We start from the raw sequence: 14,336 nt of genomic DNA on the forward strand, positions 1-14,336 counted from the left end.
ATAGTCTATATATTAGAGCCATTTCTCTGGGCGTTTAACCTGTCCTTTAAAGTCTTGCGTTCGTTGTCGGTATTGAGAAGGAGTCATCTGTGTAACCGTCTTAAACATATTACTAAAGTATTGACTGGTATTTATTCCAACATAACTGGCAATCTCTGTGACAGGGATATCGGTTTTAGAAAGGAGCATCTTTGCTTTGTCCAGTCGTAAGTTAGTAATGTATTCATTAATCGTAACATGAAGCGATTGTTTGAAAATACGATGTAAATAATTAGGGTGTAAATGAACAATACGAGCTAAATCTTGTACTCTAATCTCATAATCATAGTTTTCATGGATATAAGACAATACTTGATGAATAATGAATTCATTGGTTTCGTCCAGTTGATTTCGTTGCTCATGCCTGCTTTTGGCGATATTCAATAGAAGCTGGATAAATAAGACATCGATCTGAAGCAGATTGCCGGTAGTTTGTAAATCCAACTCTAAGACTAAGGAGCTAAGTTGACTGTATATATGTCCCCCATCCTTTAATATGAAATAATCTTCCTCGGCAGTAAGCATCTTATGCAGTCGATTATCATGGGAAACAAGCGTATCGATATCCGTAAAATGCTTGGACGATTGCCTCCATTCAAATTCTACATTGAGCATACGACATGGCTGTTTTTTCTCGACAATCAAACGATGCGGTACGTTGCCGTAAATGAAAATATATTGCTGTTTACGCAATTCAATGATTTTGTTGTTTATCTCAATTTTACATTTCCCTTTGATCACATACATGATTTCAATCGCCGCATGTTGATGTGGTTTCATATGAAATTCCTGCCATTCTTTAAAATAATAATAGACGGCTTCCGGGAATTGATGCTGCATTGTTATTCGCCCCCTCTCTAAAAACAATAAAGTACGGTAACTTATTACTTATTATACACCACTAGTACAGGTTAATCATGCTAGGCGCTGCTTTGCTTAACCGCAAAATACCCATTCTGTCTAAAAAACACTAATTATTCTGACAAAAGAATGAACCACAATAGGTTAAAAACATGTATAATAATGTATAAGTCGTCCTTCCTATAATAGATGCAGGGGGGCAAAGGAGTTGAACAACGATGCAAACGATTTGGTTACATTCTAAAATGTCGGTACCAAAGGTAAGCACTGCCATTGTTCACAGAGAGCGTTTGTATGCACTGCTGCGGGAAAAGTCTGCCTCCAAGATTACAGTGATAGAAGCAGCGGCAGGTTATGGGAAAACGACGATACTAAGCCAATGGAAGTGGCAGTTGAAAGAACCGACAGCATGGTTGTCTCTAGATATAATGGACAATGATCCGAATAGATTTTTCCAATATGTGTTGCAATCGATCGTGTATGCGACTGGTTATCCAATGGATCAACAATTGGGACATCTTTTTAATTTAAAATATATGCCGCCTTCCGAACTCATTATTGATTCTTTATTACATGAATTAGACGAAATGGACACCCGGTTACATATCATATTAGATGATTATCACCATATTGAACTGGATATGATTCATCAAATGATGATTCGTTTGGTTCAATATTTGCCAGACCATGTTCATTTATATATTGCAAGCAGGAGGAAATTACCTTTTCCAATTGCCTCCTGGCGTATGAAATGTTGGGTGAAGGAAATAAGTATGTCCGAACTAGCCTTCACGTATCAAGAGATAGAAGCAGTATTTCAAAAGAATCACATCACGGTAGATAAGGCATCGTTTTGCCAAAATGTTTTGGATCGTACGGCAGGCTGGGCAGCTGGCGTGCAACTTGCTAGTGTTTCAGCAGAGAGGAATGCAGGATCTTTACAGCGTTCTGCCGCTTTTGCCTCTGAATATATTATGGAAGAAATCTTTACTACCTTGGTTCCATCGACACAACACTTTCTGTTGCAAACATCATTGTTTGAGGTGCTGGATCCGGAACTTTGCAATGCCTTGACCAATCGAGAAGACAGCAGCGAACAGCTTGTTGAATTAGTAGATTACGGTATCCTGACCATACGTTTATCTCAAGAAAAACAAGCCTTTCGCTATCATCCGCTTTTGTTGGAGGTATTGGAAGAAGAGAGACAGAAGGTATATCGTGGAGAAGCTTTGCAGGAACTGACAAAAAAAGCTGCATGCTTACTATATAACAAAAGAGATCACCATATGGCGATTGAATTTGCTTTAAAGCATCAGTTGTTTTCTTTGGCAGATCAATGGATTACGACGAATTTGCTTGATATCTTTAATAGCGCACAAACGCATTTATTAATACAATGGGTCGATCGTTTGCGAAAAGCGGCTTATCCAGTACATGTGGAAACATTGCTGATTTATGCCATCTCGCTCATGAATATTCAAGAGATAGAAAAGGCCAACCAAGCAATTAGCGAACTGGATGCGCGTGATAAGCAAGACGGGTGGAAGGATAGGGAAGAATATTCCGAACTCGTCAGTATTTTGCTTTCTTTGAAGGCTGCTGTTCATTTGGCAGCTGGGGAATTAGAGATGTTTGTGGAATTAATTACGAAGCAAGTACAGCGAGGGCTGGTCCATGATAAATGGTATCTTGCTCCGGTGCAGTATAACCCTTTTTATGCTAAGGTGACGCGGACTTCTTTGGGTGGGAAAGGGAAATATTCTGATATTAATCTGCATCGTGCCTTTACGGAGTGGTTTCGTCAAACAGAATTCAAGGATCAGCATTTAATGGGATACAGCTATAGCATGCTTGCGGAGCAGCTCTATGAAGAGAATCAGCTGGAGGAGGCATTACGAGAAGTTACGCAGGGACTTCGTTATGCCAATACCTTTAAAGACCGTGGTTTATATGTGCCATTAACGGTATTACAAGGGAAGATATACATGGCACAAGGGCAGATAACCGCGGCCCATGCGGTATGGGATTTTTCCATCCATCATGTTTCTGAATGGTACTGGCAACGATCCATCGAAGCGATGAAGGCATTGGCCTATATAAGAGAAAATAAACTAGAAGAAGCAGAAGCGGTATTATTTCGTGTAAAGCGTCCGGATTCTCTGCGAATAGAATTAGGTCAAGAGTTATGGGTGTTAGTCTATTGCCGGCTGTTGATGGCAAAAAAAGCGTACCGTGAGGCATTAAACATTGTAATGGAAGTACATGAATACGGCCAAGGCATTGGGCAGGTTGATATTATCATCGAAGCAGCCCTCTTAGAGACGCTCTGTTATTATCATTTGGATCAGGACAAAGTCGCACGCACTACCCTAGAAGTGGTGCTTGCATTGGGATCACGTTATGGCTATAAACGGTTAGTTATTGATGAATTAAGCACGAGTAACATACTGCATTCCTATCTAAATAATACGACTAACATGGATCTGGACCAACAGAATTATCTAAAAAATTTGATCGCGCTGCAACAGACAAGCATGATCCGTCTGGACAAACGTTTAGGTCAACTGACAGAGCGCGAAAAGGATATCCTGCGTTTGTTGATAAGCGGAGCTTCTAATCGGGAGATGGCCAAGCAATTGTATTTATCAGAAGGAACCATTCGTGTCTATTTAACGAATATATACAGTAAATTAGAGGTGAAATCAAGGACACAGGCCATTTTGCTAGCGAAAGGATGGGAGATATAGAATCTATCTGTCATCCTTTCACCATTTTCCTTAGATATGTTTATATGGTGCGAATTCCTAAGATTTCGCCAGCGTAACCCCCTGCCTCATGTCATCGAATGAGCAGGAGGATTCTCGACCCTATCTAGTAATTCGCTAAGACTACGTACTTGATGATAAGCGTCGGTATAAGCAATATGTGATGCATTAAATTCACTAGGGCTAACGAGTCCGGCAGCGGCAGATATTCTGAATAGGCTTTCTCGTAAAGTTACCAAAAAATTAAGTGTGCGGTAACATTTTTCATCAACGACTAATGCCTGCTGCAGCTTGGTGTCTGTGGTAGCTACACCAACTGGACAACGGTTGGTATGACAGATTTGTGCCATAATACAGCCCACGGTGATCATAAAGGCACGAGCGATATTGATTAAATCAGCACCCATCCCAAGCAAAACAGCAATGCGGTCAGCCGTAAACAGTTTCCCTGAGGCGATCACTTTTACACGATCTCGCACACCATATTTTTTCAATGTTTGATCGACAATCATCACGGCTGACTTTATCGGTAAGCCGACGCGATCAGCTAATTCTTGAAAGGTAGCCCCCGTACCACCTTCCGATCCATCTACGGTAATAAAATCAGGACCTGTTCCGGAATCCCTCATATATTGGGCAATTTCTTCAAAAGACTGATTACCTCCGATAACGACCTTCATGCCTACAGGCAGTCCTGTGTGATTTCGAATTTTATCAATGAAGTCAAACAAGGAAGGAACATCATGAAATTCATGGAAGCGGTTGGGACTATCAATCTCTTGATAAGGCTCAACATTACGAATAGCAGCAATTTCTTCCGTTACCTTTTCCGCAGCCACATGTCCGCCGCGTGTCTTCGCTCCTTGGGCTAACTTTAATTCAAAAGCCTTTACTTGTGGTATCTCACTTTTTTCTTTCAAAAGATCCCAGCTGAATTCCCCAGATTTTGTACGCACACCAAATAAACCTGGTCCGATTTGAGCAATGATATCGGTATTTCCTTGTAAATGATGATCAGACAAACCACCTTCTCCAGTATTCATCCAAGAACCACCAGCCATACCAATTCCTTTAGATAAGGCAGCAATTGCATGATCTCCCAAGGCACCATAACTCATGGCTGACATTCCCACCAATCCTTTAACGGTAAAAGGGTGCCGGCATTGCGGCCCAAGTACAATCGCGTGTTCATCAGTAAGCAGCCAAGGTTTGATTTGATTATCTTGGAATGTTTCTTTTCGATTAAATAAATTGTCCTCTTTGATTTGATACACCTTGGAATCAATAAGCGGTTGATTATCTACTTCCAATTCTGCTTGCTGTTTAGGAAACATGGCGTTTTGTACATAAAAATCCGCTTCTTCAAAATCTCGTCGCGAACCAAAACCTATCATGTTCTTCTGATATTTGGCTGGCATGATGATATCGCGATAATCATCACGGGAGAAAGGCTTGCCCGATCGATCTTGATCAAATAAGTATTGCCTTAGCTCAGGCCCCATCTTTTCCAGGATATATCGCAATTTCCCGAGCAATGGGAAGTTTCGCAAGATGGCATGCTGATGCTGACTGCGATCTTTCAGGTAAAGAAAAACAAATAATATCAATGGCACAATAATGATGGTAACGATAAGTATAATGGTGGAAAGCAGGATCCAATCTAGTATATTCCATTCCATTTTGTTGTCACTCCTTTTTTGATGTATGAATAAGGTGGTCCTATTTATGGAATACCCTGTTTTTGTGGAAGTACACGGTGTAGTGAATAAATACAAATATTCACATGGAGAGATGCATTATTAATTACTGAAAATAGTGATCACGCTTCATAGGATGAATGCCCATTATGCTTCAATCAGGTAATTTCATTCAGTTACCAAAAAGCAATCAAAAAAATCGGTTCTCATATTATTTATCTTACAGAAATGTATCAGTTCATTTCTGCAGTTAGATAAACAGGGGAAAAATGTGATATAGTTAAAATTAATTAAAAATTATGGGTGGAGTGAAGAATGCTAGGGAAATTTAGCAAGAAAGGTATGACAAGGGTAAAGAATTACAATATAGTCCTAATGGAGCTTTGAGATAGAAGTGATTTCCGTCTTATTTTAAGCGCATACAATATATAAAATAAACTATTAATAGGGGGCGTGTTGTAAATTCTACGTATTGTTTGTTAAATTGCTCATGTAATTTTATGAAGATGCTATCTATACTCATAAAAATTCAGTCAAAGGATGTGGGGAAATGAAAAAAATAATTCAAGTAGGTACAGGTGATTTTGGATTGACATGGCTGGAAATTCTGAGAGATGATCCCCATGTAGACATTGTTGCCGTTGTAGATGTAGCAAAAGAAAATTTGGAGAAAGCTCGCAGAATAATGGACGTAAAAACGATCAATTATTATGAGAATCATTTAGAAGCATTTGAGAAAGAAACAGCGGATATCGCAGTGGTAATTACTCCACCACAAACACGTGGGCAAATTACTTTAGATGCCTTAAAGCATGATTTCCATGTTTTCATGGAAAAACCTTTAGCCCACACGAAAGAGACAGCAGATGATTTATTTGAACTTGCAAAAAAATATCAACAACATGTGGTAGTAAGTCAAAATTATCGATATCGACCTGAAATTCAAGCCATTAAACAAGCAGTAGAACAAGAAGTCGTTGGTCCTATTGAGTATGTCGAGTGGAACTTTCAACGGGCTTCTAAATTCGGGGGATGGAGAGATAATTATCAAGAAATCATTTTGGAAGATATGAGTATCCACCACTTTGATTTATTAAGATACATTCTTGGGAAAAATGCAAATACCATATATGCGAAAAGTATGCGTCCTTCTTGGAGTTGGTTTCAAGGTAATCCAACAGCGAGTGTGTTGATCGATATGGAAGGTATACATGTCAATTACTTTGCGAGCTGGGTAACTAGCGGTCCGGAAACTTCTTGGAATGGTGAGTGCAAGTTATATGGTAGGCAAGGCATCATCGCATTAATTGATGATAGGCCTATGATTATTAAGCCAAATGGAGAAGAACAGTCATTATCTCTTCCTGAGATGGAAAAACAAGATCGAGCTTTTTCTATAAATGAAATGATAACAGCTATTGAGGAGGGGCGAGAACCTAGTAATGTTGTGTCTGATAACATCTACAGTTTCCAAATGGTAAGCGCTTCTTTGGAATCAATTAAATTAAAAAGAGAAATTGATTTGAAGAAGAATTTGTAACAATAGAAAGCCTATATGGGATAATGACATATTCAAGTAGAGATGATAATGATGAGCGATATCTGCTTTTATTTGAATTAACGTGGTAGGCTTAGGCTTACCACGTTAATTGTACAATTATATCAATCTACTTCTTCTTAATCGTAATCACATGAAAACTCTGATTAGGCAAAATCGCATGTAAATGCCCGCCATCTAATGCTGCATTACCATTCGCCTTTGGAACGACATTATTGGGCTGAGCCTCCGTGTTTTCTGCCTTTAAGTCAGGATGGGTTAATACAACATGTTTGTCCACCTGATATCCTTCAAATTGACGCAGATCAACGGCGAGTTCCATTTGTTCCTTCAAGTCTTTGTTTACTGCAAAAATAGTAACGGATTCTTGTTCTTCATTCATCACAACAACAGAGTCTAGGTAGGGAGCATCACCGTGAACAGACTCATAAAAAGGGACATCGATTTCTGTTTGTAGCACGGTGCCTCGACCTAAATTACTGATCAACTCAAACGGATAGTAAATGGTTTGTTTCCAAGCCCCGGTATCTGATGTCATAATCGGTGCGATCACATTTACCAGCTGAGCAAGGCAGGCAATCTTGATGCGATCGGCATGTCGCAACATGGTAATCATCATGCCAGCTACTAAGAGGGCATCTTCAAAATTATAAACATCCTCCAATTGATGAGGGTGCTGCGTCCATCGTTCAATGTCTTTGTCTTGTTCATTAGAATGATACCAAACATTCCATTCATCAAAAGAGAGATGAATATCCTTTTTACCACGTTTTTTCGCCTTGACGGCATCACAGATGGAGATGACTTGGCTGATAAACTGATCCATGGCGACGGTATTGGCTAAAAATCCAGCTGAATCGTTATCACGATTTCCATAATATTGATGTAAGGATAAATAATCGACTTGATCATAACACTCCATCAACACGGTATCTTCCCATCCACCGAATGTCGGCATTTGCAATGAGGAGCTGCCACAAGCCACGGTTTCAATTGTTGGATCCATCATTTTCATGGTACGTCCCGTTTCAGCAGCAAGTCGGCCGTATTCATAAGCCGTTTTATGTCCCTCTTGCCAAGGGCCATCCATTTCATTGCCTAAACACCATAACTTAATATCATGCGGCTCTTCCCACCCATGCTGACGGCGCAAGTTACTATAGTAACTCCCGCTTTTTAAATTGCTATATTCCAAAATATTTTTGGCAGCTTCGATTCCCCTAGTGCCTAAATTAACCGCCATCATAGTTTCTGTCTTCGCCTTTTTCGACCAATCGATAAATTCATTTAAACCGAATTGATTGGATTCAATGACCTGCCATGCTAAGTCAACTGTTTCTGGTCGTTTATCTTTTGGTCCAACACTGTTTTCCCAACGATATCCTGACACAAAATTCCCACCTGGATAGCGAACGACGGGAACATTTAATTGTTTGACCAAATCAATGACATCCTGTCGAAACCCCTGTTCATCAGCAAAAGGGCTTTCCGGTTGATAAATTCCTTCATATACGGCACGACCAAGATGTTCAATAAAGGACCCATAAATGCGGTTGTCGATTTCACCAATCTGAAAATGTTTGTTGATATGTAAGTTTGCTTTTTTCATGTCTATCATCCTTTCTAATATTCGGAAGGTTGTTCTTGATAATGTTGCAATCGTTCAAACTCTTCGTCAGTGATCGCTAGAATAGTCCCATGCTTAAAACCATAAGGAAAAGAAAAGTTCGTATCGGCACGGGTGAATTCACCGCTAGCCAAGGAATCAGCCAGGAATGGGATATAACCGTGACCGGCAGCGTCTTTTGTTCCATAAAAGTCTAAAAATAACGCCCAGCGATTATCTGCTAATTTTGTAGCAGTTGGTGCTTCATACACGCCTGTTTCCAGCTCACCCATACCATGATCAAAAGCCTCGATCTTTTCAAATGGACCGGTGATGTGGTCAGAACGTAATAGAATAATGTTGGCTGGATGGCCTTCGCTTTTCACAAAAAGATAGTACAGGCCATTTTCTTCGTACATCGCAGAATCAATCACACCACTATCTTCTTTCTTATACAGAATATTTGGTTCGCTAAAATCACGAAAATCCTTTGTTCGTGCATAATAAATCGCTTTTGGACCAAAATTGTTATCCGCATGGGCAGAAGACCAATGTACGATGTAATCCTCATTGTGCTGGTCATAGATGATATCTGGTGCCCAAAGACAACCAAAATGCTCATTTCCAAGTGGTATCATTTCTTGCGGTTCCCAGTTGATTAGGTCTTGGGAGCGCCATAGGGCTAAGGATTTGCTGCCATGGCGTGAAATGGTTTCCCATGATCCCTGATATTGATTCAACATACCATAGGATAAGCTCAAATCTGTTGCCAGGATGACAAATTCTCCAGTCTTGGTACGGATAATGGTATGGTAACGAACACCTTTGTCACCATAGTAACTCCACAGCACTGGCTTTTCTTGATTGACAGATTCCCAATCAAACCCATTACGACTGATGCCAAAATAAACTTGTTCGCCATCAGGTGTTCTTTTCTCTTTAAAGTGAACGAATAGATAGGCACACATCTTATTACCTCCCTAAAACTATTAGGATAAGCATACTAGAAAACCCTTTCAAAAAGAATAGGCTTTTTTCCGTTGTTCTTGACACTTCTTCCGGTCTTGATATACTCAAGGAAAGGTAAGGGGGATGCTTATGTTGAGACTGGATTATTGTGATTATAGCTGTCATAATCGCGATGGTGATAGGATTTATCGTCCTAATGGGTTAGGTTGTTATCTTTTTTTACGTTTCTATCAATCAATGCGTATAGTATTAACTGATTCCATCGTGTACGCACAGGAAGGTGCTTGTATTCTGTTTACACCTGAGTATCCGCAAGATTATTCTGCAATACAAGAGTTCCAGAATAGTTATGTGCACTTCCATATGCAAGGGAGGAATGCTCTAGATTACCAGTTGCCATTAAATGAAGTTTTTTATCCTGAAAATATAGAAGTAATCGATCAACTATTTCAAAAGATCCAGGCGGAATTTCTTTCACCAGACATCTTTCAACAAGAAATGATGGATATGTTACTCCGTCAGCTGTTGATAGAAAGTTCGCGGCAACTTGTCCCATCTTATCAATCAGAAGAAGCTAGTATGTTACACGCTGCTTTTCGTAACCTTCGCTTTACCTTACTTACTCAATGTGAAAAGGATTGGACGATTGCCCAGATGTGCCAGGCTGTACATTTAGAGAAAAGCCAATTCTACACATATTATGAACGATTCTTCTATATTTCGCCCAAGGCTGATTTGCTGAATGCACGTATAAATAAAGCTAAACAAATGCTAGTAAACCAAGCGGCCGTGATCCAAGATGTAGCGGAAAGCTGTGGTTTTGGCAGTGCTAGCCATTTTTCGCGTCAATTTAAACGATCGGTCGGATATTCGCCACGGGAATTTCAAGAGAAGCGGTTGAGATGATTAGTTTATTAACTTTTCAATATCTAATAATATTGTTAGGAGTTTTGACTGTGAAGCTGGATGGTGCATGGTTTATTCTAATGAAAGTAATATATTTTTATAGAATAGCCAGGTTTAAAAATACAAGGGGGAGTAAAAATGACAGTCACAGAAGAGTTTAGCCTATATAGAATAGTTTCAGCTATTATACTATCAGGAAGTAATATCCTTTTAGTGCAAAATAACAGTAACGATGCTGATTATACGTGGAGTCTTCCAGGTGGAGTAGTGGAGCTAAATGAAACACTTGAAAAGGCACTTTATAGAGAGGTACACGAAGAAACTGGACTGCATGTGCAAAATCAGGAATTAGCGTATATTCATGAAAGTTTTATTCGGAAATATACGGCACATAGCCTAGTGACCGTATTTAGAATAGAGGTTGATTTAAAAGATACACCCCAAATGAACGATCCTGATGGTGAGATTGTACAAGTAAAGTGGGTACCTGTAAGAGAATTAAGCCATTATATTAAAAAATCACATGTGCTGAGAGCTTTAGAAAAATGGTTGAAAACGAGACAAACATGTTATATAAAAGAAAAGGAAATTTTGTAAACAAACACTTGTTCTACCTGGTGATTGATGCTATACTAGTCTTAGAACTTCACCACGATACATCCCTCATAACCTCACAAAGGACGTGCTATAATGACCGTATTATCACTCGTTCGCGAAGCACCTCAGACCTACACCAAACATGACCAATTATTCAAAGAATTAATCCACAACTTTTTCGAAGAATTCCTGGAAGCCTTCTTTCCTGATGTCCACGCTTATTTAGACTTTGCCACCATCAAACCCCTTTCAGAAGAAGAATTTTCCGACTTGCATGATGGAGACACTCGCCGCTTGGATATTGTCGTGGAAACCAAATTGAAAGAAAGCGATGCTATGCTGATTATCCATGTCGAACCACAAAGTTACCAACAGTCGAATTTCCATGAGCGCATGTTTCTTTATTTTAACATGTTGTATAATAGGTATAGAAAACCGATTGTGCCGATTGCTGTTTTTAGTTACGAGGAAGACTGGGAATATGACCAATATACGATGGCTTTCCCTTTCCATCATGTGTTAACCTTTAACTATAGGATCCTTCATTTGCGTGAAAAAGATTGGCGTGACTATATTCGTTCAGATAACCCTGCAGCGGCAGCCCTTCTGAGTAAAATGGGCAAGAAAAGGTAGAAGTAAAGAAAGAATTCCTGCGTATGCTAGTACGAATGAAATTAGATCCAGCCAGAGAACGACTAATTTATGGATTTTTTGAAAGCTATTTAATCTTAAATGAAGAAGAGGAGGAAGAATTGATGGAGGAAATCAAACGATCGGACGATGCCGAAAAGATTTTGGAACTGCCTATTTCGTATGAGGAAAAAGGGAAGGAAATGGGTAAAAAAGAGGATGCTGTAGTGATGTTGAAGGAAGGTTTTTCTTTAGATTTAATCTCAAGAATTACCGGTTTGGAAAAAGAGGTGATTGAGGACTTGAAAAGAAATTCTAAATAATTAGTAGGAACAGGTGTGAGATAAGGAAGTAGCTTGTCACTAATGATAATGCTTTAAGGTAAACGGATAACCCATGTACATTATCGTTCGTTTTCGAAAAAGGAACTAGACAGTAATCTCCCTTATTTGATATGATAAGTTGATGTTTTTGAAAAATGTTAGAATATTTAAACGGATTCGAAAGGTCTGAGGAGATTATAATGAAAGTTTTAGGAAGAATTAGTTCATTTGCGGGCAATACCTTTGCACTATGGGTTATCCTTATTGCCATTATTAGTTTTATCTTTCCTAGTGGATTTAGCTGGATTATTTCATATGTCAACATCTTGTTGGGAATTATTATGTTCGGCATGGGTTTGACACTGACACCACAGGATTTTAAAGGAATTATCAAAACACCAAGAAGTGTATTGATCGCAGTGATTGCACAATATACAATTATGCCTTTATTTGCTTATTTATTGGTAAAAGTTTTTCAGTTAACACCGGAAATTGCGGTAGGTGTTATTTTGGTTGGCTGTTGTCCTGGCGGGACAGCGTCGAATGTGATTACCTTTTTGGCGAAAGGAAATACGGCTTTATCTGTAGCTACAACTACCGTTTCTACGCTATTATCACCGATACTGACACCAACGCTCACTCTATTGTTAGCAAGTGAATGGATGTCTGTGTCTTTTGTTGATATGTTTTTTTCTATTGTAAAGGTAGTATTGATTCCGATTATTTTGGGCTTTGTTGTGCGTATGCTGTTCCGAGAGCAGGTGGAAAAAAGTGTTACTGCGCTACCGCTTGTCTCCGTAATCGGTATTGTTGCAGTAGCGGCAGGGGTTGTTTCTGTCAATACAGAGGCGATTGCAACGTCTGGCTTACTCATTTTTGTTGTGGTCATGTTACATAATATCCTAGGTTTACTGGTAGGTTTTCTATTGGCAAGGATAAGTAAGCTGAACTTCGCCGATCAAAAGGCGGTTGCGATTGAGGCGGGCATGCAAAATTCAGCATTGGCCTCGCAACTAGCACTGAACTTCTTTGCGGCCAACCCGATAGCAGCCGTGCCAAGTACGATATTCAGTATCTGGCATAATATATCTGGGCCGGTACTAGCGACTTTTTGGTCGAAACTTAGTGACAAGGCACAGAAATAATATAGAAAAGAAGTCGGTCAAATCAGTCCGGCTTCTTGTTGAAAAATGTGAAGTTTTTGTCGTGATTTTTGCTGTTAAGGATCTTAGCAGGTACAAAATGCGGCTTTGGGTTATGATAACACCTCTAAATGAAAGCGATATCCTTGCAATATTCCTAGCACTTCAAATAAAATACAGAGTACAATCGTTAAACAACTTTTGGAGAAGAGGTGGCCTTAGGTGAATCAAGAAGATCAATTGTTTGATCAATTTTATCAAAATGCATTAGAGGAGTCTGTCAAGGCGGTAGGACCGGCAGAGCGAAGATCGATTTTAACTAATACACTTCTTGAATTGCTAGGAGATTTTTCGTATTTAAATGATACCCGAGTTCCTTTTCAGACACGTGTGCTAGAAACAAAGGATTGTGAGAGATATCACAGAGATTTAATAGCATTGTCCGTTACAGAGCTTGTGGAGATAAAAATGTTTATTTTAACACCGAAGACCAATCAAGAGGTTTTTCCATCTGTTCTGGCTGTCCACGGACATGGATATGGTGTCCATGAAGCGGTAGGGCTGACTAAAGATGGGGAAAAAGAAGAAAACACGATTCACCATCAGTTTGCTATTCAGTTAGTGAATCAGGGTTTCAAGGTTTTTGTGCCTGAAGTAATTGGGTTTGGTGAGAGGCGTTTGACGAGAGATATAGAAGCGGGAAATGAAAATTCTTGTGAATCGATGGCAACCAATCTATTAATGGAAGGAAAAACATTAGCTGGTCTGCGGATTTGGGAGGCACGGTGTATACTAGATTATATAGAAGAGGACGCTCAAGTAGATGCAAATAATATAGCAATGATGGGCTTTTCAGGAGGTGGATTGGTGTCCGCTTTTACAGCCACTTTAGATACCCGAGTCAAGGCAACGGTATTAACTGGATTTGCCAACACATTTAAGGGTAGTACGATGGCAATGCACCATTGTATTGATAATTATATTCCAGGTATTTTGGCGGTGGCGGAACTGCCAGAGTGGATTGCTTTGATTGCCCCACGGAGTCTGTTTATTGAATCGGGCGAGAACGATCCAATTTTTCCAAGTCAATATACCAAAGAGGCTATTGAGGAAATTAGTGAATATTATACATTTTCTCCAGAGAAATTTAGTTATGATATTTTTCCAGGGGCACATGAAGTAAGTGGTAGAAAAGCGTATAATTGGTTACAGCAACAATTGCTGCAAGGAAAAGGGGGGTAGT

The 14,336-nt window shown here is 39.5% G+C and carries 10 protein-coding genes and 1 pseudogene; 7 read left to right on the forward strand and 4 right to left on the reverse strand.

Going from position 1 to position 14,336, the window contains the following annotated elements:
* Window positions 1-12 precede the first annotated feature (12 nt).
* Window positions 13-879 carry an AraC family transcriptional regulator gene (locus E0E32_RS08260; RefSeq protein WP_066191469.1) on the reverse strand — a complete coding sequence of 289 codons (867 nt, stop codon included), beginning with the start codon at window positions 877-879 and terminating at the stop codon, window positions 13-15.
* A 239-nt stretch (window positions 880-1,118) separates the two neighbouring features.
* Between E0E32_RS08260 and E0E32_RS08265 the strand changes: the two genes are divergently transcribed.
* The gene (locus tag E0E32_RS08265; protein ID WP_130859557.1) at window positions 1,119-3,647 is read left to right on the forward strand and encodes a winged helix-turn-helix domain-containing protein; all 2,529 of its coding nucleotides are present in this window, start codon (window positions 1,119-1,121) and stop codon (window positions 3,645-3,647) included.
* Between the two features lie 86 nt (window positions 3,648-3,733).
* Here E0E32_RS08265 and E0E32_RS08270 read toward each other — a convergent pair whose 3' ends face one another.
* The gene (locus E0E32_RS08270) at window positions 3,734-5,344 is read right to left on the reverse strand and encodes an FMN-binding glutamate synthase family protein (protein WP_130859558.1); all 1,611 of its coding nucleotides are present in this window, start codon (window positions 5,342-5,344) and stop codon (window positions 3,734-3,736) included.
* Window positions 5,345-5,912: 568 nt separating this feature from the next.
* On the opposite strand from E0E32_RS08270, the gene E0E32_RS08275 reads away from it, so the two are divergent.
* Window positions 5,913-6,902, forward strand: coding sequence for a Gfo/Idh/MocA family protein (locus tag E0E32_RS08275; protein WP_130859559.1), 990 nt, complete (start codon window positions 5,913-5,915; stop codon window positions 6,900-6,902).
* Between the two features lie 127 nt (window positions 6,903-7,029).
* On the opposite strand, the gene arfA is transcribed toward E0E32_RS08275, so the two are convergent.
* Together arfA and E0E32_RS08285 are read right to left on the reverse strand one after the other, a co-directional pair.
* Complete coding sequence (gene arfA, locus E0E32_RS08280; protein WP_286171955.1) at window positions 7,030-8,535, reverse strand: arabinosylfuranosidase ArfA; 1,506 nt, start codon at window positions 8,533-8,535, stop codon at window positions 7,030-7,032.
* 8 nt (window positions 8,536-8,543) lie between these two features.
* On the reverse strand, window positions 8,544-9,494 hold the full coding sequence (locus E0E32_RS08285) for a glycoside hydrolase family 43 protein (RefSeq protein ID WP_130859561.1): 951 nt from the start codon (window positions 9,492-9,494) through the stop codon (window positions 8,544-8,546).
* Window positions 9,495-9,624: 130 nt separating this feature from the next.
* Here E0E32_RS08285 and E0E32_RS08290 point away from each other — a divergent pair, with 130 nt between their 5' ends.
* The 5 genes and pseudogenes from E0E32_RS08290 (at window position 9,625) to E0E32_RS08310 (ending at window position 14,335) form a co-directional block, all read left to right on the forward strand.
* Entirely contained in the window at window positions 9,625-10,401 is a 777-nt protein-coding gene (locus E0E32_RS08290) for a helix-turn-helix transcriptional regulator (RefSeq protein WP_165445000.1), read from the forward strand.
* A gap of 138 nt (window positions 10,402-10,539) precedes the next feature.
* Window positions 10,540-10,998 (forward strand): NUDIX hydrolase, encoded by a 459-nt coding sequence (locus tag E0E32_RS08295; protein WP_130859563.1) that lies wholly within the window; start codon window positions 10,540-10,542, stop codon window positions 10,996-10,998.
* Window positions 10,999-11,091: 93 nt separating this feature from the next.
* Window positions 11,092-11,951 (forward strand): annotated as a pseudogene (locus tag E0E32_RS08300) (Rpn family recombination-promoting nuclease/putative transposase).
* Window positions 11,952-12,151: 200 nt separating this feature from the next.
* Window positions 12,152-13,096 (forward strand): bile acid:sodium symporter family protein, encoded by a 945-nt coding sequence (locus tag E0E32_RS08305; RefSeq protein ID WP_066191491.1) that lies wholly within the window; start codon window positions 12,152-12,154, stop codon window positions 13,094-13,096.
* 219 nt (window positions 13,097-13,315) lie between these two features.
* Window positions 13,316-14,335 carry a dienelactone hydrolase family protein gene (locus E0E32_RS08310; protein WP_066191493.1) on the forward strand — a complete coding sequence of 340 codons (1,020 nt, stop codon included), beginning with the start codon at window positions 13,316-13,318 and terminating at the stop codon, window positions 14,333-14,335.
* Window position 14,336: the final 1 nt, after the last annotated feature.

This window comes from Gracilibacillus phocaeensis, assembly GCF_900626275.1.
Classification (GTDB): Bacteria; Bacillota; Bacilli; order Bacillales; family Amphibacillaceae; genus Gracilibacillus; species Gracilibacillus timonensis.